This window comes from Deltaproteobacteria bacterium (genome assembly GCA_005879795.1).
GTDB lineage: Bacteria > Desulfobacterota > Binatia > DP-6 > DP-6 > DP-6.
On sequence record VBKJ01000127.1, the window covers coordinates 60,289 to 84,506 of the forward strand.

A 24,218-nucleotide genomic window follows, 5' to 3' on the forward strand; every position below is an offset into this window, starting at 1 on the left:
GCGGCCGGCGCGCAAGGGCCGGACTTAGGGGAGGGGGCATGACGAAGGCCGACCTGATCGACGGAATGGCGAGCAAGCTGGACCTGCCGAAAGGCCAGGCCGAGCGGGCCGTCAACATGATCTTCGACGACATCGTCGCCGCCCTCCGCAACGGCGACAAGGTGAACATCTCGGGCTTCGGCACGTTTGCCGTCTCGGCGCGCAAGGCCCGCGCCGGCCGCAACCCCAAGACGGGCGAGACCATCCAGATCGCGGCTTCCAAGTCGGCGAAGTTCAAGGCCGGCAAGACGCTCAAGGACCAGCTCAACTGACACGCTCGCGGGCCCGCCGGGCGGGCACGCGCACACCGACCGCGGGCGGTCAGCCCAGCGGGGGAGCATCGGCCTCCCACCGCAGGCCGCGCGCCTCGCCGCCGACTGCGGAGCATCGGCAAGGCGCGTGAGCGCCCCGCGCCGCAATCAGCGGCGCCTCGTTACCGGGATCGTCTCCATGGCAAGCGGCGCCTCGAGGTCCGCTTCCGTGAACGGCTGCCGGCGGTACTGGAACGCCTCGTACAGCGGGAGCTGGTCGCGCAGGTGCGGCGGCTCGTGTCCCAGGTCCGCCCCGGTGAATGTCGCCGACTCGCCGGGAGGAACGATGATCTCGCCGCGCACCGGCTGGCCGAGCTCGGTGACGAGGTTGAAGGAGCCGCGATTCTCGCGCTCCATCATGGTGGGCCCGAAGAGCGGGCTGATCGCGCCCAGGTCCCGGTAGCTCTCGAGGAGGGCCGGCATCCGCCACCGGCTCTGGGGCACGCCGTAGGCGTCCCGCACGATGGTGACGGCCTCGGGCGACGCGCTCACCGCCGCGGGGCGTCCCGCGAAGAAGGCGACCAGCGCGATCAGGAGCGCCGCTCTCGGCACCTGGACGGGCTTGCTCGGCACGCGCGGCACGGGTTCTAACGCCGACCAGCTGAAAAGCAAAGGGGGAGCGCGAGGCAGAATCACAACCTGGCCGACGTCGAGAAGCTCCGCGAGCGCCTCGCAGCCGCGCGCACGTACGTGCGCAACCCGGGAGCGCGCCGCAAGGTGGTGCCGCTGCCCCTGACACGCCAGCGGAGAAGCGCGCTTGCGATCGGCGACCGATGCCGGTAACTGCGCCTATCCAAGGGGTATGGGCGGTTAGCTCAGCGGGAGAGCATCGGCCTTACAAGCCGGGGGTCGCCGGTTCGATCCCGGCACCGCCCACTGCTGGTCCGGTCCGAGCGGTCAGGTCCGCCGCACCGGGCTGATGGTGGTGGTCGATAACGCGCGCCTGCCGGGTTTGGTCACCCGTCCCGGGTCCGCCGCCAGCCTCCGACGCGGATGCTCGACACCTTGAGGGCGGCGCGACGGTGCCAGCGTGCCGCCTCGAAGCGCATGCCCGCGGCTTCCCAGTGATGCGCGATGAGCGAGGCGGACTCGCCGAGTCGGTCGGAGCGCAGCTCCTGGAGGGCGGCGGCCACTGCGGCATGCAGCCGGGCACGCCCGTCGCCAAGCTGCGAGTGGTACGCCACCTCCTGGGTCAGCGGGTGCTTGAAGGCGTATGCGGCCTCGGGGTGGAGCGCCGTCGCGTGGATGAACTCGGCGGTGACCAGCGCCCGCAGGGCGGCCGCGAGATCTGCCTCGGACAGCGCGGCCACATGTCGCAGGACCGGCTCGGGGAACTCCTTGCCGATCACCGCAGCCGTCTGGAGAACCTCCTTCTCGCGCTCCGCCAGACGATCGATACGAGCCGCGAGCGCGGCCTGGACCGTGGCCGGCAGCGCGAGCGCAAACGTGGAGCCGGCGAGGCGGTACGCCCCCTTTGCGCCCACCACGGTCCCCGTCTCCGCCAATGCCTGCACGATCTCCTCGACGAAGAACGGGTTCCCGGCGGCACGCTCGCGGATGCTCCGCGCGACGTCCGCCACCGATGGGTGCGTGCCGAGCAGCTCACGGAGCATCTCCGCCATGGCCTCCGGCCCGAGCGGCAGCAACGAAAGCTGCTGGTAGTATGACCGCTGCATCCATCCGGCGTGGTACCCGGGCCTGAAGTTCACCACGAGGAGGGTGCGCGTCCCACCGACTGCCTCGACCCAGTTCTCCACGACGGCCTCGCTCGCGTCATCGATCCAGTGCAGGTCCTCGATCAGACTCACTCCCGGCTCGCGGTGACTCTGGGCGTGCACCACGCGCCGCAGGGCCGAGAAGAGCCGGCGCCGCTCCTCCTCCGCGTCGCCAGGCGGGATGGGATTCTCGGGATCGGGGACGCCAAGGAGGTCGAAGAGGAGCGGCAGGCCATCGACCAGCTCGGGGTCGAGCAGGAGGAGCCGGCCGGCGATCTTCTCGCGCGCGACCTGGGGCGGGTCCGGCCCGGCGATGCCGAAATAGCCACGCAGGTACTCCAGCACCGGGACCAACGGCACCATCATCCCGTGCGCGACGGCGTGCGCCTCGTGCACCGGGATGCCCCGCGCCCGGCAGCGCTCGGCGAACTCGTGGCAGAGTCGGCTCTTGCCGACCCCCGGCTCGGCTACGACGCCGACGACCTGGCCGCTACCGGCGAGTGCTCGCCCGAGCGCCGCCTCGAGCATCGCCTGCTCCTCGTCGCGGCCGACGAAGCGCGAGAACCCGCGCGCGCGGGAGACGTCGAGAGGCGTTCGCAAGGGGCCGACACCCTCCAGCTCGTGGATGCGAAGCGCCGCGGGGACGCCCTTCACGGTGAATTCTCCCAGGTCCCGGAGACGGAACAGGCCCGCGACGAGGCGGGCCGTGTGCTCCGAGAGGTAGATTCGCCCGGCTTCGGCGAGCTGCTCCATGCGCGCCGCGAGCCCCACGGTCTGACCGTGAGCCGTGTAGTCCATGCGGAGGTCGTCGCCGATCTTGCCGACCACCACCTCGCCGGAGTTGAGCCCCATGCGCACGGTGAAGTTGAGGCCTCCCTTCCGACGCAGCTCGCCGGCATAGCGCCCGAGCGCCTCGGCCAGATGCAGCGCCGCGTAGCAGGCGCGGCGCGCATGATCCTCGTGGGCGAGCGGCGCGCCAAAGAGCGCCATGATCCCGTCGCCGGTGAACTGGTTCACCGTACCCTCGAATCGGTGCACCCCCTCCGCAAGGACGGTGAAGAAGCGGTCCATGATCCGGTGCCACTCTTCCGCATCGACCTGCGCCGCCAGCTCCATCGAACCCTGCACGTCGACGAAGAGCACCGTCACCTGCTTGCGCTCGCCCTCGAGGGCGCCGCGCGAGGTGAGGATCCGCTCGGCGAGGTGCTTCGGGGTGTAGGTGCGAGGGCTACGCGCGGCGACGTCTGCATGCGCCGCGGCCGGCTTCCCGCAGGCGTCGCAGAACTTCGCGCCCGGTTGGAGCGCCCCGCCGCAGCCGGGGCAGACAATCGCGAGCCTCGCCCCGCACTCCGCGCAGAACGCAGCCTCCCGGCGGTTCAGGTGCTGGCAGCGCGGGCAGGTCATCCGAGCACGTTTCGGCCGGCTCCGGTCGCTTCTAGCGCGACGACCGCGGCTGGCTCAACCTGCCGTCGCGAGACGCGGCGGCGCGACGCCACCGTGGGCGCGGCCGCCGATTGCAAGACGCCCGGCACTACGCTAGGAGCACCCGGTGCCGAGCTGCGGGATTCACGGGGTCGTAGTTCAGTTGGCTAGAACGCCTGCCTGTCACGCAGGAGGTCGCGAGTTCGAGTCTCGTCGGCCCCGCCACTTGCGGCGGGACCCCGGCAGCGACGGTTGTCCGCGGGTCCCGTCGCTGCCTTGCGCCTGACGCCGATGTCCCTCACCCGAACCACCAGGAGCCTCAGCACCGAGGCGGCGCGCGCCGCGCGCCGCTGGTACGTCGCCGACGCCGAGGGTAAGGTCCTCGGCCGCCTCGCTTCCCGGGTCGCGTCGATGCTGCGAGGGAAGACCAACCCGGGGTTCTCGCCGCACCTCGACGCGGGCGACTTCGTGGTCGTCGTCAACGCGGCCAAGATCCGGCTGACGGGCGAGAAGCTCGAGAAGAAGGAGTACATCCGTCACACGACCTATCCGGGCGGCGTGCGGCGGGCGCGCGCGGGCGAGGTGCTGGCCCGGCATCCGATCCGCCTCGTGCGCGACGCTGTCGTCGGCATGCTGCCGAAGAACCGCCTCGGCCGGCGCCTGGCGACCAAGCTCAAGGTCTACGCGGGTCCCGACCATCCGCACCAGGCGCAGAAGCCGGTGCCGATGCCCGAGAGCAGGTGAGAAGCCGATGAGTCCCGACCGAGCCTCCGTCATCTGGGCGACCGGCAAGCGGAAGTCCTCCGTCGCCCGCATTCGCCTCCAGCCGGGGGCAGGCGAGATCGTGGTGAACGCGCGCCCGCTCGAGGCCTACTTCGGGCGCGAGACCTCGCGCATGATCGTGCACCAGCCCTTCGAGGTCACCTCGACCGCCGGCCAGTATCGTGTCGACGTGAGCGTCCAGGGGGGCGGCGTGTCGGCGCAGGCGGTGGCGATCCGCCACGGCATCACGCGCGCGCTGCTCGAGGCCGACCCCGCGCTGCGCGTGCCGCTCAGGAAGGCCGGCTTCGTCACGCGCGATCCGCGCGAGGTCGAGCGCAAGAAGTACGGGCGCCACAAGGCGCGCAAGCGGCCGCAGTACTCGAAGCGCTGAGTCGCCGCCCGGCCGCGCGCGTCGTTGCGCCCGGCGCCCTCGTCGCATACTGTGCGCGGCCATGGAGGCGAGCCGGGCGCCGGCGACGCGCGTGCCGGTCGCCGTGCTCGGCGCGACCGGCTACACGGGCGTGGAGCTGCTGCGCCTGCTCGCGCGGCATCCCGCCGTCGAGCTCGCCTTCCTCTCCTCGGAGCAGTACCGCGACCGGCGCGCCGCGGACGTCTACCCCTTCCTCACCGGGATCGTGGAAACGCCGCTGCGGGCGCCCGAGCCTGCGGAGGTCGCGGCCGCCGCCGAGATCGTGTTCACGGCGCTGCCGCACGGGGCGGCCGCGCCGGTCGTGGCGGAGCTCGTCCGGCGCGGCCGCCGCGTGATCGACCTCTCCGCCGATTTCCGCTTGCGCGACGCGGCCGTGTACACGCGCTGGTACACGCCCCACCCGGCGCCCGAGCTGCTCGCGGAGGCGGTGTACGGCCTGCCCGAGCTGTACCGGGCGCGTCTGCGCGCGGCCCGCATCGTGGCCTGTCCCGGCTGCTATCCCACCGGCGCGCTCCTCGGGCTCGTGCCGCTGGCGCGGGCCGGACTGCTGCGCGAGCCCGTCGTCATCGACGCCAAGTCCGGCACCACCGGCGCCGGACGCGGCGTGAAGGTGGACCAGCTCTTCGCCGAAGTGAACGAGAACTTCCGGCCCTACGCGATCGGCGAGCACCGCCACGGGCCAGAGATCGACCAGGAGCTGCGCGCAGCGGGGGCCGCCCGAGGGGCCCTCTTCGTGCCCCACCTGCTGCCGCTGAGCCGCGGCCTGCTCTGCACCATGTACGTCCGCACCGGGGGCGCGCGGCCGCGGCTCGCGGAGCTCTTCCAGGGCGCGTACGACGGCGAGCCGTTCGTCGTGCTGCGCGGCGAGGACGCGCCGCCCGAGCTGCGGGACGTGCGCGGCACCAACCGCTGCGCCATCGGCTGGCGCTGGGACGGCGCCTCGGGTCAGGCGATCGTGGTGACGGCCATCGACAACCTCGGCAAGGGAGCCTCGGGCCAGGCGGTGCAGTGCCTCAACGTGATTCTCGACCTCCCCGAGACCACGGGGCTCGAGGCGCCCGCGCTGGTGCCGTGAGGCCTCTCGGGCCGTCCCCAACGGGTCCGGGGGTCCGTCCAGTGGGCCTCCTTCACTCCGTGCCGAGCAGGTAGAAGCCGCCGACCAGCGCGAAGACGACGTTGGCGGTCCACGCCGCCAGCGCGGGGGGTAGCGAGCCGGTCTGGCCGAGCGGGCGGGTGAAGGCGACCAGGAAGAAGTAGGCGAAGCCGACGGCCAGCCCGAGGCCGACGCTCGCGGCGAAGCTGGTGACGCGTGTCCCGGCCGCCGCGAGGGGCACGGCGAGCAACATCATGATGAGGCTCGCCGCGGGGAAGGCGAGCTTCAGGTGGAGATCGACCAGGCTCTCGTGCGTGTCGACCCCCTTGCGGCGGAGGTCCTTGATCTGGCGGCGCAGCATTCCGTAGCTCAGCTCCTCCGGCTCGACCGACACGGCGCGGAAGTCCTCGAGCGTTTCGGGGATGGTGAAGCCGGGCGGCGCGGCCTGCCGCTGGCGCGTGCCGTCCGCGGTGAACTCGAGCGTGCGCGCACCGCTCAGCTGCCAGCGCGTGCCGTCCCAGGTGGCGGAGTCGGCCTCGATCAGCCGCGTGAGCCGGAAATCGGGGTCGAGCTGGTAGACGGCGAGGCCCCAGAGCGTCTTCTTGCGCGGCGACACGCGGTCGATGTTGTAGAAGCCGGCGCGCCCATGGAACCAGATCTCGCGGCCCGCGAATACGCTGGCCGGGCCGCGCCGCTTGATCTCGAGGTTCTCGATCTCGTGCCAGCGGTGGGCGCTGTACGGCACGACTATCTCGTTCCAGGTGAAGGCGCCGGCGCTGATCAGGGCCGCGAGGACGAGGAGCGGCGTCGCGATCTGCCAGGCGCTGACGCCGCAGGCCCGGAGCGCCACGAACTCGTTCTGGCGCGCCAGGAGCCCCAGGCCGACCAGGGCGCCGACCAGCACGGCGAAGGGTGTCACCTGCGTCACCACCAGCGGCAGCTTGAAGACGAAGTAGCGCACGATCGCCCCGCTGCCGACGTCGTGGCGCAGGAAGCTGTCCAGGCGGTCGAAGAACTCGGCCGTGATGTAGATCACGACGAACCCGGCCAGGCTGAGCGCGAACGGCGCCAGGAACTCGCGCACGAGATGGCGGCCCACGACGGGGAGGAGGAGGCGCCGGGCCGCGCTCACGGCGCGGCCTCCGCGCCGAGGCGCCCGAGCAGCCAGTCGCGCAGGGCGGCGAGCCCGCTCTGCAAGCGTTCGAGCTGGTCCAGCGTCCGCTCGCGGGCGGCGCGCTCGAAGAGGTAGGCGCCGAGCGCCGCGAAGACCGCGTTCGGCAGCCAGAGCCCGACCGCCGCGGACACGAGCGCCTGCTCGGCCAGCGCCTGCCCGAACGAGAGGAGGACGTAGTAGGCGAAGATCATGACCAGGCTCAGGGTGAAGCCGCGCGAGCGGGCGGCGCGGACCGGCTGCACGCCGAGCGGCACGGCGACCAGGGCGAACACGATGCACGCGAAGGGGATCGAGAACTTGCGATGGTACTCGACCAGCTCCGGGATGAACGGGAGCTCGGCCGCGCGCTTGGCGACGATCGATCGCCCGAGCTGCGCGAGCGTCAGCTCCTTGGGGTCGCGCTCGCGCTGGCGCGCGCCTTCGATCATCTGGCGCAGGTCGAGGTTGACGTCGTAGAACTGGAAGTGGGTCTGGTACTCCGTGCCCGCGCGTCCGTCGGTGGTGTGGATGAAGCCGTCGCGCAGGCGGAGCGTCACCGCCTGCGTCGCCGGGTTGGAGACCATGGCCCCCTCGCGGGCGAAGATCGTGTTGTGCTGGGTGCTGTCGCGCTCGTCGGAGATGAGCACGTGCCGGAGGCGGTCGTTGGTCGCGTCGGTGTGCTCGGTGTAGATCACCAGCCCCGGGAAGTCGTCGTTGAAGATCTGTTCCTTGATGCCCGCGCTCGCGCGCGCGCGGGCCAGGTCGAAGAGGGCCGTCTTGAGCGCGCGGTTGCCCCACGGCCGGGCCCAGAGCGAAAGCGCGGCGGTCGCCGCGGTGGCGAGGAGCGCGAAGATGGCGACCGGTGCGATCAGCTGATAGAGGCTCAACCCCGAGCTGCGCAGCGCCACCATCTCGGAATCCGCGGAGAGACGGCCGAAGGCGACCAGGATGGCGAGCAGCATCGCCATCGGCACGGTGACCTCGAGGAAGGCCGGCATGATGTAGCTGAGCAGCTTCAAGATGTTCAGGACCGGGACCCCGCGGGTCACGACCAGCTCGATCAGCTTGAGCAGGCGGGCGATCAGCAGGGTGAAGGTGAACAGCGAGAGGCCGAAGAGGAATGGCACCAGGATCTCGCGGAAGACGTAGCGGTGGACGATCTTTCCCACAACCGCCGTGTAGCCGATGACCCGGCCCCGGACAACCCGAAGCGGGCCCGAGGCGCCGCTGGTCGTCTACGGCGCGAACGCGGTGCTCGAGCTGCTGCGCAGCGGCGGGCCGGTCGATCGTCTCTGTCTTGGACGGGGGCCGCGCGAGGCCGAGGTCTCCGCCGCCGCGCGGGCGCGCGGCGTGCGGGTGGAGACCGGGGAGCGGGCGGCGCTCGAGCGGCTGGCCGGCTCGCCGCACCATCAGGGGGCCGTCGCGGTCACGCCTCCCTTCGTCTACGCGCCGCTCGAGCGGCTCCTCGCCCCGAGCTGCACGAGCGCCCTCGTGCTCGACGGCATCCAGGACCCGCGCAACCTGGGGGCCATCCTGCGCACGGCCCGCGCCCTCGGCGTGGGTGGGGTCGTCCTGCCCCGCGATCGGAGCGCCGGCGTCACCTCGGTGGTGGCCGCCGCGTCCGCGGGCCTCCTCTTCGGGCTCCCGCTGGTCCAGGTCCCCAACCTGGTGCGGGCCATGGAGGCGCTCAAGGCGGCGGGCTTCTGGCTGGTAGGGCTCTCGCCCCGGGGCGGGACGCCGCTGGCGCGCCTGGAGCCTCCGGCCCGCCCCGCTCTGGCGGCCGGCGGGGAGGGCGAGGGGCTCCGACCGCTCGTGCGCCGGACCTGCGACTTCATGGCGTACATCCCGATGGCGCCCGGCATCGACTCGCTCAACGTCGGGGTGGCGGTCGCGATCGCGCTCTACGAGCTGACCGCTCGGCGGCGCGGTTCATAACTCCGTTTCCGCGCGTTCGTTCCTTGACAGCCTTTCTTGCCGAGAGTAAGAATGCGCGTTTACGGTCATTCACGGACGGGGGCGTGCTCCCCGCCACTGCCGGGTCCCGCCGCACGGCCCGGGACGCGGCCAAGGAGGTTGCGCGGGAAAGTTCTGGAACGCTGGCTCGCGCCGGAGGGGTGGTGTGGCCCGCCGATGTAGCTCAGGGGTAGAGCAGCTGACTTGTAATCAGCAGGTCGTCGGTTCGACTCCGACCATCGGCTCCAGCCGCGGGAGTCGGAGCCGATGCGGAGAGGTACCCGAGTGGCCAAAGGGAGCAGACTGTAAATCTGCCGGCGAATGCCTACGGAGGTTCGAATCCTCCCCTCTCCATTCGCCACGGCAGAACGACGAGAACATGCGGCGCGGGAGTAGCTCAGGTGGTAGAGCGCGAGCCTTCCAAGCTCGGGGTCGCGGGTTCGATTCCCGTCTCCCGCTTGCCCACGTAGCTCAGGCGGCAGAGCACTTCCTTGGTAAGGAAGAGGTCACCGGTTCGAATCCGGTCGTGGGCTTCGGGCGCCGGGAGAGCTAGATGCGCGATCTGATCACGCTCGTGTGCGACGGGTGCAAGCGGAAGAACTACACCAGCACGAAGAACAAGAAGCTGACGACGGACAAGCTCGCCCTGAAGAAGTTCTGCCCGGCGTGCCGGAGCCACACGCTCCACAAGGAGGGGAAGGTCTAGGAGCGCGAGCCGGGCGGCGGTCCCGGCCTGCCGGGTCAGTAGCTCGAACGGCTAGAGCACCGGACTCCAAATCCGGGGGTTGCAGGTTCGAATCCTGCCTGACCCGCGTCCTGACGCCATGAACGCTCTCGAATCGCTCAAGCAACCGGTCACGCGCTCCCGCCAGTTCCTGGAGGAGTGCTGGATCGAGCTCAAGAAGGTGCACTGGCCGAACCGCAAGGAGACGCAGGCGGCGACGGTGGTCGTCATCATCGGCGTGGTCATCGTCGCGCTCTACCTCGGGGTGGTCGACGCGGCGCTTGCCTGGCTCGTTCAATGGGCGCTCAAGCCGTCATGACGGCAGAGGACGAGCGGAGCTGGTACGTGGTGCACACATACTCCGGCTACGAACACAAGGTGAAGGCGGCGCTCGAGGAGCGCATCCGCGGGCTCGGCAAGCCGGAGCTGTTCGGCGAGATCCTGGTGCCGTCGGAGAAGGTGGTCGAGCTGGTCAAGGGGAAGAAGAAGACCTCGTCGCGCAAGTTCTTCCCCGGCTACATCCTCGTCAACATGAAGCTCAACAACGAGACCTGGCACATCGTCAAGTCGACGCCCAAGGTGACCGGTTTCCTCGGCGGCGCGACCGATCCGAGCTCGACCCCGTCCATCTCCGAGGCCGAGGTGCGCGAGATCACGCAGCAGATGGCCGAGGGGGCGGTCAAGCCGAAGCCCAAGGTCCTCTTCGAGCAGGGCGAGCAGGTGAAGGTGATCGACGGCCCCTTCCAGGACTTCAACGGCGTGGTGGAGGAGGTCAAGCCGGACAAGGGGAAGCTGCGCGTGCTGATCAGCATCTTCGGACGCGCCACGCCCGTCGAGCTCGACTTCGTGCAGGTGGAGAAGGCCTGAGAACGACCCATGGCCAAGAAGGTCATCGCGGAGATCAAGCTCCAGATCCCGGCCGGGCAGGCGAACCCGAGCCCGCCGGTCGGGCCGGCGCTCGGGCAGCGCGGCGTGAACATCATGGAGTTCTGCAAGGCGTTCAACGCTCAGACGCAGGCCCAAGGGGGGCTCGTCATCCCGGTCATCATCACGGTCTACGCCGACCGCTCCTTCACCTTCATCACCAAGACGCCGCCGGCGGCGGTGCTCCTGAAGCGCGCGGCGGGGATCGAGAAGGGCTCCAGCGAGCCGGGGAAGCTGAAGGTGGGCCAGGTGACCCGCCAGCAGGTCGAGGAGATCGCGCGCATCAAGATGCCCGACCTGACGGCGGCCAGCCTGGAGGCGGCGATCAAGACGGTCGAGGGCACCGCCCGCAGCCTCGGCCTCGACGTGGTTTAGGGGCGACGATGGCGAAGCGAAGCAAGCGCTACCAGACGGCCGCCGCGCGCATCGACCGCGCGCGGCGCTATCCGCTCGACGAGGCGATCCGCGCGCTGCTGGCGGCCGAGGGCGCGGCCAGGTTCGACGAGACGGTCGAGCTGGCGGTGAAGCTCGGGGTGGATCCGCGCCAGGCGGATCAGAACGTGCGCGGGACGGTCGTCCTGCCGCACGGCACCGGGAAGAGCGTCCGCGTGCTGGTGTTCGCCAAGGGCGACAAGGCCAAGGAGGCGGAGGCCGCCGGGGCGGACCACGTCGGCGCCGAGAACCTGGCCAAGAAGATCCAGGACGAGCAGTGGCTCGACTTCGACACCGCCATCGCCACCCCGGACATGATGGGCGTGGTCGGCCGCCTCGGGAAGATCCTCGGCCCGCGCGGTCTCATGCCCAACCCCAAGGTCGGTACCGTCACCTTCGACATCGGAAGAGCGGTGCGCGAGGTCAAGGCGGGTAAGGTCGAGTTCCGGGTGGAGAAGGCGGGCATCGTCCACGTGGCCATCGGCAAGCGCAGTTTCGGCGCGGAGCGCCTGCTCGAGAACGCGCAGGCGCTGCTCACGAGCCTGCTGCGCGCCAAGCCGGCGGCCGCCAAGGGTCACTACATGCAGTCCGTCGCGGTCTCCACCACCATGGGGCCGGGCATCCGCATCGATCCCGCGACCGTGCGCGCCGCGGCGTGAGGACGGGAGCATGAAGAGGGCAGAGAAGATCGACCGGGTGCACGAGCTGGAGGACGACCTCAGGCGTGCGACCGTGGCCGTGTTGGCCGAGTACCGCGGGCTGACGGCGGGGCAGCTCGACCGCTTCCGGCGCGCGGTGCGGGCGGCGGAGGGCCGCTGTCGGGTGGCGAAGAACACGCTCGCCAGGCGGGCGGTCGAGGCGTCGCGCTACGAGAAGCTCGGGCCCATGCTGCAGGGCCCGCTGGCGCTGATCCTCGGCTTCAAGGACCCGGTCGTGGTCGCCAAGCTGACGGTCAGGTTCGCGGAGGAGGCTCCCAAGCTCGCGATCAAAGGCGCGGTGCTCGACGGTCTGGTGCTGCCGCCGTCCGAGGTGAAGGCGCTCGCGACGCTGCCCTCGCGCGAGGTGGTGCTGGCGCAGCTCCTGGGCCTCCTGCAGGTGCCGGCGGTCCAGCTCCTGCGCACCCTGAACGAGCCCGCGGCTCGCCTGGCGCGGCTCGTGGATCGGATAGGCAAGCGCGCCCAGCCGGGCGTGTCCGACGCAAGCGCGGCCTCGTAGGGCGGCGCGGAGAACGGCTCCAGCCGGAGGGAAGGGCAAATCGATGGAAGTGACGCGCGAGCAGGTGAAGGACTTCTTGAAGAACATGAGCCTGATGGACGCGGCTACGCTCGTGAAGGAGCTTGAGTCCGAGCTCGGCGTGTCGGCGGCGGCCCCGGTGGCGGTGGCCGCGGGCGGGCCGGCCGCGGCCGGCGGCGCCGCGGCCGCCGTGCCGGAGAAGGAGGACTTCACGGTCGTCCTCGCCGGGGCCGGCGACAAGAAGATCCAGGTCATCAAGGTGGTGCGCGAGCTCACCGGGCTCGGCCTCAAGGAGGCAAAGGACCTGGTCGACGGGGTGCCCAAGCCGGTCAAGGAGGGCGTGCCGAAGGCCGAGGCCGAGGCGATCAAGAAGAAGCTCGAAGACGCGGGCGGCAGCGTGGAGCTGAAGTGAGCGAGCCAGGAGACGCGATGAGCACGACGGCGTCGGCAGTGTCCCGCGTTCCGAACAACCTCCGTTTCCGGCGGACGTTCGGGCGCATCAAGAAGATCATCGACATCCCGAACCTGATCGAGATCCAGAAGCGCTCCTACGAGGAGTTCCTGCAAAAGGACGTGGCCCCCGAGGCCCGCAAGGACCAGGGGCTGCAGGCGGTCTTCAAGTCGGTCTTCCCGATCAAGGACTTCAACGAAACCGCCTCCCTCGAGTTCGTGAGCTACACGCTCTCCGAGCCCAAGTACGACGTGGAGGAGTGCCACCAGCGGGGGATGACGTTCGCGGCCCCGCTCAAGGTCACGGTTCAGCTCGTCATCTGGGACGTCGACCCGGAGAGCGGGGTTCGCTCCATCAAGAACGTCAAGGAGCAGGAGGTCTACTTCGGCGAGATCCCGCTCATGACCCGCCACGGGACGTTCATGATCAACGGCACGGAACGGGTCATCGTATCCCAGCTTCATCGCTCGCCGGGCGTCTTCTTCGATCACGACAAGGGAAAGACCCACGCCAGCGGGAAGCTCCTCTACTCGGCGCGCATCATCCCGTACCGCGGCTCCTGGATCGACTTCGAGTTCGACCCCAAGGACATCCTCTACGTGCGCATCGACCGGCGGCGGAAGTTCCACGCCACCGTGCTCCTGCGCGCGCTCGGTATGACCGCCGAGGACCTGCTCAACTACTTCTACCGCAAGGACACCATCATCCTCGACGGCCGCAAGGCCGCGAAGCGCTTCGTGCCCGACCATCTGGTGGGCGTGAAGGCGACCCGCGACCTCCGCAACCCGCAGAGCAACGAGCTCATCGTCAAGGAGGGCCGCAAGTTCACCCGGGCGGCGCTCCGCCAGATGGAGCAGGCCGGCATCGAGCAGATTCCCATCGCCCTCGAGGAGGTGCTCGGTCGGGTCGCGGCGCACGACGTCAAGGACCCGAAGACGAACGAGATCCTGCTCGCGACCAACGAGGAGATCACCGACGAGAAGCTCGAGCTCTTCCGCCAGCGCGGCATCAGCAAGGTGGAGGTCCTCTTCCTCGACGACACCCACATCGGCCCCTCGCTCCGCAACACGCTCCTCCAGGACAAGATCGAGAAGCCCGAGGACGCGATCCTCGAGATCTACCGCCGGCTCCGCCCGGGCGACCCGCCCACCCCCGAGACGGCAACCGCCTTCTTCAACAACCTCTTCTTCAATCCCGAGCGCTACGACCTCTCGCGCGTGGGCCGGCTGAAGCTCAACCACAAGCTCAAGCTGAACGTCCCCCTCGACCAGGGCACGCTCCGGCGCGAGGACATCCTGGAGGTCGTTCGCTATCTCATCGAGCTCAAGAACGGCAACGGCCAGATCGACGACATCGACCACCTGGGCAACCGCCGCGTGCGCGCCGTCGGCGAGCTGGTCGAGAACCAGTACCGCATCGGCCTGGTGCGCATGGAGCGGGCCATCAAGGAGCGCATGAGCCTGCAGGACATCGAGACGCTGATGCCGCAGGAGCTCATCAACTACAAGCCGGTATCGGCCGTCATCAAGGAGTTCTTCGGGTCCTCGCAGCTCTCGCAGTTCATGGACCAGACGAACCCGCTCTCCGAGATCACGCACAAGCGCCGCCTCTCCGCCCTCGGCCCGGGGGGCCTCACGCGCGAGCGCGCGGGGTTCGAGGTGCGCGACGTGCACCCCACCCACTACGGCCGCGTGTGCCCGATCGAGACGCCGGAAGGCCCGAACATCGGCCTCATCGCGTCCCTCTCGACCTACGCGCGCGTGAACGAGTTCGGCTTCGTCGAGACGCCGTACCGGCGCGTCAAGGAAGGGCGGGTGACCGACGAGATCGTCTACCTCTCGGCGCTCGAGGAGGAGGAGCACACGATCGCGCAGGCGAACGCGCCGCTCGACGCGCGGGGCCATTTCACTGCCGACCTGATCTCGTCGCGCATCGGCGGCGAGTTCACCATGGTGCGCCCGGAGCAGGTCGAGTTCATGGACGTGTCGCCGAACCAGCTCGTGTCGGTGGCGGCCTCGCTCATCCCGTTCCTCGAGAACGACGACGCCAACCGCGCCCTCATGGGCTCCAACATGCAGCGCCAGGCGGTGCCCCTCCTGCGCACGGACGCGCCGCTGGTCGGCACGGGGATGGAGCGGGTGGTGGCGCGCGACTCCGGCGTCACGGTCGTCGTCCGGCGCGACGGCGTCGTCGAGCAGGTCGACTCGACGCGCATCGTGGTCAAGGCCGACCGGCCCGCCCAGGACGGCCGCGACCCCGGCGTCGACATCTACAACCTCGTCAAGTACCAGCGCTCGAACCAGAACACCTGCATGAACCAGCGCCCGATCGTGGTGGTGGGCGACCATGTGCGGGCGGGCGACGTGATCGCCGACGGCCCCTCGACCGAGCTCGGCGACCTGGCCCTGGGGCGCAACGTGCTCGTCGCCTTCATGCCCTGGGGCGGCTACAACTTCGAGGACTCGATCCTCATCTCCGAGCGGGTGGTGAAGCACGACCTCTTCACCTCGGTCCACATCGAGGAGTTCGAGTGCGTGGCGCGCGACACCAAGCTCGGCCCCGAGGAGATCACGCGCGACATCCCGAACGTCGGCGACGAGGCACTCAAGGACCTCGACGAGTCCGGCATCATCCGCATCGGTGCGGAGGTGAAGCCGGGCGACATCCTGGTCGGCAAGATCACGCCCAAGGGCGAGACGCAGCTCTCGCCCGAGGAGAAGCTCCTGCGTGCCATCTTCGGCGAGAAGGCGGGCGAGGTACGCGACACGAGTCTGCGCGTCCCGCCCGGCGTCGAGGGCACGGTCATCAATGCTCGGGTCTTCTCCCGGAAGGGCATCCAGAAGGACGAGCGCTCCCGCGTGATCGAGGAGGAGGAGATCGCCAAGCTGCGCAAGGACCAGCAGGACGAGATCCGCATCATTCGCGAGAGCGCGGGCCGGAAGGTGCTCGAGCTCCTCCAGGGGAAGCAGACCGCGGTGCGGCTCACGGACGACTCGCGCAAGGTCCTCCTGAACAAGGGCGTCGAGGTCACGGCCGACGTGCTGGCGCAGATGCCGCCCAACTACTGGGGCGACATCAAGGTCGGCGACGAGCGCGTGGAGGACGACCTCTCGCGCCTGGTCGAGGGGATGCAGGAGCAGATCGATCTGATCAAGGTTGCCTTCGGCGAGAAGATCGAGCGGCTCAAGGGCGGCGACGAGCTCCCGCCGGGCGTGATCAAGATGGTGAAGGTGTTCGTCGCCATCAAGCGCAAGCTCCAGGTGGGCGACAAGATGGCCGGCCGCCACGGCAACAAGGGCGTCCTCTCGCGCCTGCTGCCCGAGGAGGACATGCCGTACCTGACGGACGGGACGCCGGTCGACATCGTGCTCAATCCCCTCGGGGTGCCGAGCCGGATGAACGTCGGCCAGATCCTCGAAACCCACCTCGGCTGGGCGGCGCGGGAGCTCGGGCGCCAGATCGCGCAGGAGCTCGAGGAGAACGGGCGGCCGAACGTCGAGGCGCTGCGCAAGAAACTGAAGGAGCTCTACGGCGCGAGGGAGGCCAGCGACTTCGTCGACGCGCTCGGTGACGACGACGTCGTCAAGCTGGCGCGCAAGGCCTCGCGGGGGATCCACGTCGCGTCGCCCGTGTTCGACGGCGCCTCCGAGGAGGAGATCTTCAAGCTCCTCGCGCGTGCGAGCCTCCCCGCCAACGGCCAGACCCGCCTCTACGACGGCCGCACCGGCCAGCCGTTCGCGCACGAGGTGACGGTCGGCATGATGTACATGATGAAGCTGCACCACCTGGTCGACGACAAGATCCACGCGCGCTCGACCGGCCCCTACTCGTTGGTGACCCAGCAGCCGCTCGGCGGCAAGGCCCAGTTCGGCGGCCAGCGCCTCGGCGAGATGGAGGTGTGGGCGCTCGAGGCCTACGGCTCCGCGTACTCGCTGCAGGAGATGCTGACCGTCAAGTCCGACGACGTGGCAGGCCGCACGCGCATGTACGAGGCGATCGTGAAGGGCGAGAACGTCCTCGAGCCGGGGCTGCCCGAGTCCTTCAACGTCATGGTGAAGGAACTCCAGAGCCTGGCGCTCGACATGGAGCTGACCGAGGACCGCCCCGAGGACCGCGGCTCGTGAACATTGGAATGATGGGGAGGCCGAGCCGAGAGCGCTCGAGCTGCCTGCGGCGGGAGCCGCGCGGGAGTCGGTCTGGGGACATCGGAAGCGCGCAGCGCGGCGTCAGTCACGCGAGCACTGGACGGGCCCCCAGGGGAGTCAAACAATGATGGAAGATCTGTTCAGTCTCTTCGAGAAGCCGAAGAACCCGCTCAGCTTCAACGCCATCCGGATCTCGCTCGCGTCGCCGGACAAGATCCGCTCCTGGTCGCACGGCGAGGTGAAGAAGCCCGAGACCATCAACTACCGCACCTTCAAGCCGGAGCGGGACGGCCTCTTCTGCGCCAAGATCTTCGGCCCGACCAAAGACTACGAGTGCAACTGCGGCAAGTACAAGCGCATGCGTCACCGCGGCGTGGTGTGCGAGAAGTGCGGCGTTGAGGTCATCCAGTCGAAGGTCCGGCGCGAGCGCATGGGCCACATCGACCTGGCCACGCCCGTCGCCCACATCTGGTTCCTGAAGAGCCTGCCGTCGCGCATCGGCACGCTGCTCGACATGACGCTCAAGGAGCTCGAGAAGATCCTCTACTTCGAGTCCTACGTCGTGGTCGACCCGGGCACGACGCCCCTCCAGGAGCGCGAGCTCCTCTCCGAGGCCCGCTACCGCAAACTCGTCGAGGAGCACGGGCCCGACGCCTTCCGGTCCGGCATGGGCGCGGAGGCGATCCGCGAGCTGCTCAAGAAGCTCGACGTCGACAAGCTCTTCGTCGACCTGCGCGTCGAGATGAAGGAGGCGACCAGCGAGGCGCGGCGGAAGAAGATCTCGAAGCGCTTGAAGGTCATCTCGGCCTTCAAGAACTCGGGGAACCGGCCGGAGTGGCTGATCCTCGAGGTCATCCCGGTGATCCCGCCCGATCTCCGGCCGCTCGTCCCGCTCGACGGCGGCCGCTTCGCCACCTCGGACCTGAACGACCTCTACCGGCGCGTCATCAACCGCAACAATCGCTTGAAGCGCCTGATGGAGCTCAACGCCCCCGACATCATCATCCGCAACGAGAAGCGGATGCTGCAGGAGGCGGTCGACGCCCTCTTCGACAACGGGCGCCGCGGGCGGGCGATCACCGGTCCGAACAAGCGCCCGCTCAAGTCGCTCTCCGACATGCTCAAGGGCAAGTCGGGCCGCTTCCGCCAGAACCTCCTCGGCAAGCGCGTCGACTACTCGGGCCGGTCGGTGATCGTGGTCGGCCCGGAGCTCCGCCTCCACCAGTGCGGGCTCCCCAAGAAGATGGCGCTCGAGCTGTTCAAGCCTTTCATCTACAACAAGCTCGAGGAGCGCGGCTTCGTCACGACCATCAAGAGCGCGAAGAAGATGGTCGAGAAGGAGCGGCCCGAGGTGTGGGACATCCTGGACGAGGTGATCCGCGAGCACCCGGTCCTCCTGAACCGCGCGCCCACCCTCCACCGGCTCGGCATCCAGGCCTTCGAGCCGATCCTGATCGAAGGCAAGGCGATCCAGCTCCACCCGCTCGTGTGCGCCGCCTACAACGCCGACTTCGACGGCGACCAGATGGCGGTCCACGTGCCGCTCTCGGTCGAGGCGCAGGTCGAGGCGCGTGCGCTCATGATGTCGACCAACAACATCCTCTCCCCGGCGCACGGCAAGCCCATCATCGTGCCCACCCAGGACATCGTCCTCGGCCTCTACTTCATGACGCGCGAGAAGCTCGGCGCGAAGGGCGAGGGGCGGGCGTTCTCCAACTTCGACGAGGTCCGCATCGCCTACGACCAGGACGAGTTCGAGCTCCAGGCCCGTATCCGGGTGCGCGTGCCGGCGGCCGCCGGCGGCAACGGGCAGCTGGTCGAGTCGACGGTCGGCCGGGTCCTCCTCTACGAGATCGTTCCCCACGAGATCCCCTTCGCCGAAGTCAACAAGGTGATGAAGAAGAAGGAGCTCGGGTGGCTCATCGACCTCGCCTACCGGCGCGCCGGCAACAAGGCGACGGTCATCTTCGCCGACCGCCTGAAGGACCTGGGCTACGAACAGGCCACCCTGGCCGGCATCTCGATCGGCATCAAGGACATGGTCATCCCGGGCGGCAAGCAGCAGCTCCTCGAGGAGGCCCACACGGCCGTGCGCGAGATCGAGGACCAGTACAACAAGGGCCTCATCACCGACGGCGAGCGCTACAACAAGGTGGTCGACATCTGGGCCGAGGTGACGGACCAGATCGCGGACGAGATGCTGCGCGAGCTCGGCACCCAGGAGGTGCCCGACCAGGCCGGCAAGGTGCGCCGCATCCCGTCCTTCAACCCGATCTTCATGATGGCCGACTCGGGCGCGCGCGGCTCCGCGCAGCAGATCCGCCAGCTGGCCGGCATGCGTGGCCTCATGGCCAAGCCCTCGGGCGAGATCATCGAGACCCCCATCACCGCCAACTTCCGCGAGGGTCTCACCGTGCTGCAGTACTTCATCTCCACCCACGGCGCGCGCAAGGGGCTCGCCGACACGGCGCTCAAGACCGCCAACTCGGGCTACTTGACGCGCCGGCTGGTCGACGTGGCGCAGGACTCGATCATCCAGGAGGAGGACTGCGGCACGCTCGACGGCATCGAGATGACGCCGCTGGTCGAGGGCGGCGAGGTGATCGAGGGCATCGGCGACCGCGTGCTCGGCCGCGTGGCGCTCGAGGACATCCGCGACCCGTTCTCGAACCGCGTCATCGTGCAGGTGAACGAGGAGATCGACGAGGAGAAGGTCGCCGAGATCGAGGACGCCGGGCTCGAGCGCGTGAAGATCCGCTCCGTGCTCACCTGCCAGTCCCGCCAGGGCGTGTGCGTCAAGTGCTACGGGCGCGACCTGGCGCGCGGCCACATGGTGAACCTGGGCGAGGCCATCGGCGTGATTGCCGCGCAGTCGATCGGCGAGCCGGGCACGCAGCTGACCATGCGGACGTTCCACATCGGCGGCACGGCGAGCCGGCGCGCCGAGCAGACCACGCTCGAGGCGCGCAACGAGGGCTTCATCAAGTTCATCAACCTGGCGGCGGTCGAGGGCAAGGACGGCGATCTCATCGTGATGAGCAAGCGCAACGGCGAGATCGCGATCGTCGACTACCCCGAGCCCAACCGCGAGCGCGAGCGTGAGCGCTACCCCGTCGTCTACGGCGCCAAGCTCAAGAAGCGCGACGGCCAGAAGGTGAAGAGCGGCGAGATGGTCGCCGAGTGGGACCCTTACACCATCCCGATCCTCACCGAGTCGGCGGGCGCGGTGAAGTTCGGCGACATCCTCGAAGGCGTCACCATGGAGGAGAAGCTCGACGAGCGGACGGGCCTCTCGACCAAGGTGATCGTCGACACCAAGGACGTCGACAAGCGGCCGCGCGTGTCGATCAAGGACCAGAGCGGGCAGACCGCGAGGATCGGCGCCGGCGAGGCGCGCTACCTCCTGCCCGTCGGCGCGCACCTGAACGTCGTCGAGGGGCAGACGGTCTCGGCGGGCGACGTGATCGCCAAGATGCCGCGCGAGACTACCAAGACCAAGGACATCACCGGCGGCCTCCCGCGCGTCGCCGAGCTCTTCGAGGCGCGCAAACCGAAGGAGTTCGCGGTCATCAGCGAGATCGACGGGATCGTCTCCTTCGGCAAGGACACCAAGGGCAAGCGCAAGGTGGTGGTCACGCCCGAGGTGGGCGAGGCACGCGAGTACCTGATCCCCAAGGGCAAGCACATCAGCGTGCACGAAGGCGACTACGTGAAGGCGGGCGAGGCGCTCATGGACGGCAGCTCGAACCCGCACGACATCCTGACCATCCTCGGCGAGAAGGCGCTCGCCAAGTACCTGGTGGACGAGGTGCAGGAGATATACCGCCTGCAGGGCGTGCGCATCAACGACAAGCACATCGAGGTGATCGTGCGCCAGATGCTCCGCCGCGTGCGCATCAAGGAGGTGGGCGACACCGACTTCCTGATCGGCGACCAGGTGGAGAAGTGGCGCTTCGAGGACGAGAACCAGCGGGTGGCCGCGGAGGGCGGGCAGCCGGCGGTGGCCGAGCCGCTGCTCCTCGGCATCACCAAGGCGAGCCTGTCGACCGAGAGCTTCATCTCGGCGGCCTCCTTCCAGGAGACCACCAAGGTCCTCACCGAGGCCGCCATCAACGGCAAGGTCGACCGCCTGGTCGGGCTCAAGGAGAACGTCATCATGGGCCGGCTCATCCCGGCGGGCAGCGGGGTGACGAAGTACAGCGGGATGGAGGCGGTCACCGACGAGCCGGAGGGGGCCGAGGAGGCCACGCCGGGCGCGACGCCGGAGGCGGTCGGATGAGATGCGTCGTTTGACACTCGTGAGCGAGCTGCGTAGAAGGTTCGATTTCGCTTCTGGGATAACAGCTTAGGGGGACTCGGGAACAGCATCGCATGCCGACCATCAACCAGCTGGTCAAGCACGGACGCGCGCGGCAGCGCGCCAAGCAGGCGGCGCCCGCCCTGCAGGGCTCGCCGCAGAAGCGCGGCGTGTGCACCCGGGTCTACACCACGACCCCGAAGAAGCCGAACTCGGCCCTGCGGAAGGTCGCGCGCGTGCGGCTGACCAACGGCATCGAGGTCACCTCCTACATCCCGGGCGTCGGCCACAACCTCCAGGAGCACTCCGTGGTGCTGATCCGCGGCGGGCGCGTGAAGGACCTCCCCGGGGTGCGCTACCACATCATCCGCGGCACGCTCGACTCGATCGGGGTGCAGGATCGCCGGCAGGGCCGCTCGAAGTACGGAGCCAAGAGACCGAAGTGAGGAGGGCCCGGCGCGGCGGGGGCGGCCGATCGGCGCCTCGGCCGCGGACGGGCCCGTCTACGGACCAGCATGCCACGCAAGGGTGAGGTCAAGCGGCGGGACATCCTGCCCGATCCGAAATTCCACGATCGGATGGTCACCAAGTTCATCAACTCGATGACGCACGACGGTAAGAAGAGCCTGACCGAGCGCATCTTCTACGACGCCCTCGAGCTGGTCGCCGAGCGCGCCAAGGAGGAGGCCCTCGGCGTCTTCAAGCGCGCCCTCGAGCAGGTGAAGCCGCTGGTCGAGGTGCGCTCCCGCCGGGTGGGCGGCGCCACCTACCAGGTGCCGGTCGAGGTCCGTCCGCTGCGCCGCGTCTCGCTCGCCATGCGCTGGATTGTGCAGAACGCGCGCGCCCGTCCCGAGAAGTCGATGGTCGAGAAGCTGGCGGGCGAGATTCACGACGCCGCCAGCGGCCGGGGTGGGGCGATCAAGAAGAAGGAGGACACGCACCGGATGGCCGAGGCCAACAAAGCCTTCGCCCACTACCGCTGGTAGGCAGTCCGGCCCGCGCACCCATCATGCCCCGCCCGGTTGCTCTCGAGAAGACGCGCAACATCGGCATCATGGCGCACATCGATGCCGGCAAGACCACCACGACCGAGCGCATCCTCTACTACACGGGCATCAGCTACAAGATCGGCGAGGTGCACGAGGGCACCGCGGTGATGGACTGGATGGTGCAGGAGCAGGAACGCGGGATCACCATCACCTCGGCCGCGACCACCTGCTTCTGGCGCGAGCACCGCGTGAACATCATCGACACGCCCGGGCACGTCGACTTCACCATCGAGGTCGAGCGGAGCCTCCGCGTGCTCGACGGCGCGGTCGCCGTCTTCTGCGGCGTGGGCGGCGTCGAGCCGCAGTCCGAGACGGTCTGGCGGCAGGCCGACCGCTACCGGGTGCCGCGCGTGGCCTTCGTCAACAAGATGGACCGCGTCGGGGCGGACTTCGACCGGGTCGTGCGGGAGATCCGCGAGCGCCTGCGCGCGACCCCGCTCGTTCTCCAGCTCCCGCTCGGGCGCGAGGAGGCGTTCCGCGGCGTGATCGACCTGGTCAGCATGAAGGCGATCGTGTGGGAGGACGAGAGCCTCGGCGCCCGCTACCGGCAGGAGGAGATCCCCGCCGAGGAGCGCGCGGCGGCCGACGCTGCGCGCGAGCGCCTGCTCGAGGGGCTCGCCGACGTGAGCGAGCGGCTCATGGAGAAGTACCTGAACGGCGAGGAGATCGCGGAGGAGGAGATGCGCGCCGCGATCCGCGCCGGGACGCTGCACTTGAAGGTCGTCCCGGTGGTGTGCGGCAGCGCCTTCAAGAACAAGGGCGTGCAGCTCCTGCTCGACGCCGTGGTCGACTACCTGCCCTCGCCGCTCGACGTGCCCCCGGTGCGGGGCACGAACCCGAACAGCGGTCACGAGGAGGAGCGCCTCGCCTCGGACGGCGAGCCGTTCACGGCGCTCGCCTTCAAGATCATGAGCGACCCGTACGTCGGCACGCTCACGTTCCTGCGCGTCTACGCCGGCGTGATGACGACGGGCTCTTACGTCTACAACTCGGTGAAGGGGAAGAAGGAGCGCGTCGGGCGCCTCCTCAAGATGCACGCCAACAAGCGCGAGGAGATCAAGGAGGTCTACGCGGGCGACATCGCCGCCGCGGTCGGGCTGCGCGACACGACCACCGGCGACACCCTCTGCGACGAGAGCAGGCCCATCGTCCTCGAGCGCATGGAGGTCCCCGACCCCGTCATCTCGATCGCGATCGAGCCCAAGACCAAGGCCGACCAGGAGCGCCTCGGCGGCTCGCTCCACAAGCTCGCCACCGAGGATCCGTCCTTCCGCATCTCGGCCAACCCCGAGACCGGGCAGACGCTCATCTCGGGCATGGGCGAGCTCCACCTGGAGATCATCGTCGACCGCCTGCTGCGCGAGTTCAAGGTCGACGCGAACGTCGGCAAGCCGCAGGTCGCCTACAAGGAGACCATCCGCAAGGCGGTCGAGCAGGAGTCGAAGTTCATCCGCCAGACGGGCGGCCGCGGCCAGTACGGCCACGTCGTGCTGCGGGTCGAGCCGCTCAAGGGGGGCGGCGGTTTCCAGTTCGTCGACGGCACCAAGGGCGGCGTCATCCCGCGCGAGTACATCCCGGCGATCGAGAAGGGCGTCAAGGAAGCGATGGGGTCGGGCGTGCTCGCCGGCTACCCAGTGGTGGACGTGAAGGCGACCGTCATCTACGGCTCCTACCACGAGGTGGACTCCTCGGAGATCGCCTTCAAGATCGCCGGCTCGATGGCGTTCAAGGAGGCGATGGCGAAGGCCGCCCCGGTCATCCTGGAGCCCATCATGTCGCTCGAGGTCGTGACCCCCGAGGAGTTCATGGGCGACGTCATCAGCGACATCAACCGCCGCCGCGGCCGCATCGCCGGCCAGGAGCCGCGCGGCACCACGCAGGTGATCGCCGCCGTGGTGCCGCTCGCCGAGATGTTCGGCTACGCCACGGATCTCCGGTCGCGCAGCCAGGGGCGCGCGACCTTCACGATGCAGTTCTCGCACTACGAGCCGGTGCCGAAGGGCATCGGGCCCGAGGCGCTTCGCCAGGGCGGCGAGCGCTTCGCGCAGGCTTCACAGGCCGGCTAAGAGGGCGACGGAGGGACCA

The 24,218-nt window shown here is 69.3% G+C and carries 21 protein-coding genes and 7 tRNA genes; 24 read left to right on the plus strand and 4 right to left on the minus strand.

Annotation, left to right across the window (positions count from 1 at the left end; all coding sequences use genetic code 11):
* The first annotated feature begins 38 nt into the window (after positions 1-38).
* Positions 39-311 (plus strand): HU family DNA-binding protein, encoded by a 273-nt coding sequence (locus E6J59_06860; GenBank protein ID TMB20998.1) that lies wholly within the window; start codon positions 39-41, stop codon positions 309-311.
* Between the two features lie 147 nt (positions 312-458).
* Here the strand turns inward: E6J59_06860 and E6J59_06865 are convergent, their stop codons facing one another.
* Positions 459-923, minus strand: a complete 465-nt coding sequence (locus E6J59_06865) for a hypothetical protein (protein ID TMB20999.1) — start codon at positions 921-923, stop codon at positions 459-461.
* A gap of 231 nt (positions 924-1,154) precedes the next feature.
* Here E6J59_06865 and E6J59_06870 point away from each other — a divergent pair.
* Positions 1,155-1,226 (plus strand) — tRNA-Val (locus E6J59_06870).
* Between the two features lie 80 nt (positions 1,227-1,306).
* Here E6J59_06870 and E6J59_06875 read toward each other — a convergent pair.
* Positions 1,307-3,469: a hypothetical protein gene (locus E6J59_06875; protein TMB21000.1), complete on the minus strand. Its 2,163-nt coding sequence runs from the start codon at positions 3,467-3,469 to the stop codon at positions 1,307-1,309.
* A gap of 166 nt (positions 3,470-3,635) precedes the next feature.
* Between E6J59_06875 and E6J59_06880 the strand changes: the two genes are divergently transcribed.
* From E6J59_06880 to E6J59_06895, 4 genes are all read left to right on the plus strand, one after another.
* A tRNA-Asp gene (locus tag E6J59_06880) sits at positions 3,636-3,712 on the plus strand.
* Positions 3,713-3,778: 66 nt separating this feature from the next.
* The gene (rplM, locus tag E6J59_06885) at positions 3,779-4,231 is read left to right on the plus strand and encodes a 50S ribosomal protein L13 (protein TMB21001.1); all 453 of its coding nucleotides are present in this window, start codon (positions 3,779-3,781) and stop codon (positions 4,229-4,231) included.
* A 7-nt stretch (positions 4,232-4,238) separates the two neighbouring features.
* Positions 4,239-4,640 (plus strand): 30S ribosomal protein S9, encoded by a 402-nt coding sequence (rpsI, locus tag E6J59_06890; protein ID TMB21002.1) that lies wholly within the window; start codon positions 4,239-4,241, stop codon positions 4,638-4,640.
* A 61-nt stretch (positions 4,641-4,701) separates the two neighbouring features.
* Positions 4,702-5,754: an N-acetyl-gamma-glutamyl-phosphate reductase gene (locus tag E6J59_06895; protein TMB21003.1), complete on the plus strand. Its 1,053-nt coding sequence runs from the start codon at positions 4,702-4,704 to the stop codon at positions 5,752-5,754.
* A gap of 52 nt (positions 5,755-5,806) precedes the next feature.
* On the opposite strand, the gene lptG is transcribed toward E6J59_06895, so the two are convergent.
* Both lptG and lptF read right to left on the minus strand, forming a co-directional pair.
* Complete coding sequence (lptG, locus tag E6J59_06900; protein TMB21004.1) at positions 5,807-7,225, minus strand: LPS export ABC transporter permease LptG; 1,419 nt, start codon at positions 7,223-7,225, stop codon at positions 5,807-5,809.
* Positions 6,901-8,112 carry an LPS export ABC transporter permease LptF gene (gene lptF / locus E6J59_06905; GenBank protein TMB21005.1) on the minus strand — a complete coding sequence of 404 codons (1,212 nt, stop codon included), beginning with the start codon at positions 8,110-8,112 and terminating at the stop codon, positions 6,901-6,903. Before lptF ends, lptG begins: the two co-directional genes overlap by 325 nt.
* On the opposite strand from lptF, the gene rlmB reads away from it, so the two are divergent.
* From rlmB to fusA, 18 genes are all read left to right on the plus strand, one after another.
* On the plus strand, positions 8,111-8,860 hold the full coding sequence (gene rlmB / locus E6J59_06910; protein TMB21006.1) for a 23S rRNA (guanosine(2251)-2'-O)-methyltransferase RlmB: 750 nt from the start codon (positions 8,111-8,113) through the stop codon (positions 8,858-8,860). The two genes, lptF and rlmB, sit on opposite strands and share 2 nt — an antisense overlap.
* A 191-nt stretch (positions 8,861-9,051) precedes the next feature.
* Positions 9,052-9,126, plus strand: a tRNA-Thr gene (locus E6J59_06915).
* 23 nt (positions 9,127-9,149) lie between these two features.
* Positions 9,150-9,232 (plus strand) — tRNA-Tyr (locus E6J59_06920).
* A gap of 32 nt (positions 9,233-9,264) precedes the next feature.
* Positions 9,265-9,337 (plus strand) — tRNA-Gly (locus E6J59_06925).
* A 1-nt stretch (position 9,338) separates the two neighbouring features.
* Positions 9,339-9,411, plus strand: a tRNA-Thr gene (locus E6J59_06930).
* A gap of 20 nt (positions 9,412-9,431) precedes the next feature.
* Positions 9,432-9,584, plus strand: a complete 153-nt coding sequence (rpmG, locus tag E6J59_06935; GenBank protein TMB21007.1) for a 50S ribosomal protein L33 — start codon at positions 9,432-9,434, stop codon at positions 9,582-9,584.
* Positions 9,585-9,616: 32 nt separating this feature from the next.
* A tRNA-Trp gene (locus E6J59_06940) sits at positions 9,617-9,690 on the plus strand.
* A gap of 12 nt (positions 9,691-9,702) precedes the next feature.
* Positions 9,703-9,921, plus strand: coding sequence for a preprotein translocase subunit SecE (gene secE / locus E6J59_06945; protein TMB21008.1), 219 nt, complete (start codon positions 9,703-9,705; stop codon positions 9,919-9,921).
* Positions 9,918-10,469, plus strand: coding sequence for a transcription termination/antitermination protein NusG (gene nusG, locus E6J59_06950; GenBank protein TMB21009.1), 552 nt, complete (start codon positions 9,918-9,920; stop codon positions 10,467-10,469). Before secE ends, nusG begins: the two co-directional genes overlap by 4 nt.
* Positions 10,470-10,478: 9 nt before the next feature.
* Positions 10,479-10,901 carry a 50S ribosomal protein L11 gene (gene rplK / locus E6J59_06955; protein TMB21010.1) on the plus strand — a complete coding sequence of 141 codons (423 nt, stop codon included), beginning with the start codon at positions 10,479-10,481 and terminating at the stop codon, positions 10,899-10,901.
* Between the two features lie 8 nt (positions 10,902-10,909).
* Positions 10,910-11,617 carry a 50S ribosomal protein L1 gene (locus E6J59_06960; GenBank protein TMB21011.1) on the plus strand — a complete coding sequence of 236 codons (708 nt, stop codon included), beginning with the start codon at positions 10,910-10,912 and terminating at the stop codon, positions 11,615-11,617.
* A gap of 10 nt (positions 11,618-11,627) precedes the next feature.
* On the plus strand, positions 11,628-12,173 hold the full coding sequence (locus E6J59_06965; protein ID TMB21012.1) for a 50S ribosomal protein L10: 546 nt from the start codon (positions 11,628-11,630) through the stop codon (positions 12,171-12,173).
* 43 nt (positions 12,174-12,216) lie between these two features.
* Positions 12,217-12,603 (plus strand): 50S ribosomal protein L7/L12, encoded by a 387-nt coding sequence (locus E6J59_06970; GenBank protein TMB21013.1) that lies wholly within the window; start codon positions 12,217-12,219, stop codon positions 12,601-12,603.
* Between the two features lie 17 nt (positions 12,604-12,620).
* Positions 12,621-16,766, plus strand: coding sequence for a DNA-directed RNA polymerase subunit beta (gene rpoB / locus E6J59_06975; GenBank protein ID TMB21014.1), 4,146 nt, complete (start codon positions 12,621-12,623; stop codon positions 16,764-16,766).
* A gap of 148 nt (positions 16,767-16,914) precedes the next feature.
* The gene (rpoC, locus tag E6J59_06980; GenBank protein TMB21015.1) at positions 16,915-21,066 is read left to right on the plus strand and encodes a DNA-directed RNA polymerase subunit beta'; all 4,152 of its coding nucleotides are present in this window, start codon (positions 16,915-16,917) and stop codon (positions 21,064-21,066) included.
* A gap of 92 nt (positions 21,067-21,158) precedes the next feature.
* Positions 21,159-21,530 carry a 30S ribosomal protein S12 gene (locus E6J59_06985; protein ID TMB21016.1) on the plus strand — a complete coding sequence of 124 codons (372 nt, stop codon included), beginning with the start codon at positions 21,159-21,161 and terminating at the stop codon, positions 21,528-21,530.
* A gap of 69 nt (positions 21,531-21,599) precedes the next feature.
* Positions 21,600-22,070, plus strand: a complete 471-nt coding sequence (gene rpsG / locus E6J59_06990; GenBank protein ID TMB21017.1) for a 30S ribosomal protein S7 — start codon at positions 21,600-21,602, stop codon at positions 22,068-22,070.
* 23 nt (positions 22,071-22,093) lie between these two features.
* Positions 22,094-24,199 (plus strand): elongation factor G, encoded by a 2,106-nt coding sequence (gene fusA / locus E6J59_06995; GenBank protein ID TMB21018.1) that lies wholly within the window; start codon positions 22,094-22,096, stop codon positions 24,197-24,199.
* The last annotated feature ends 19 nt before the right edge of the window (positions 24,200-24,218 follow it).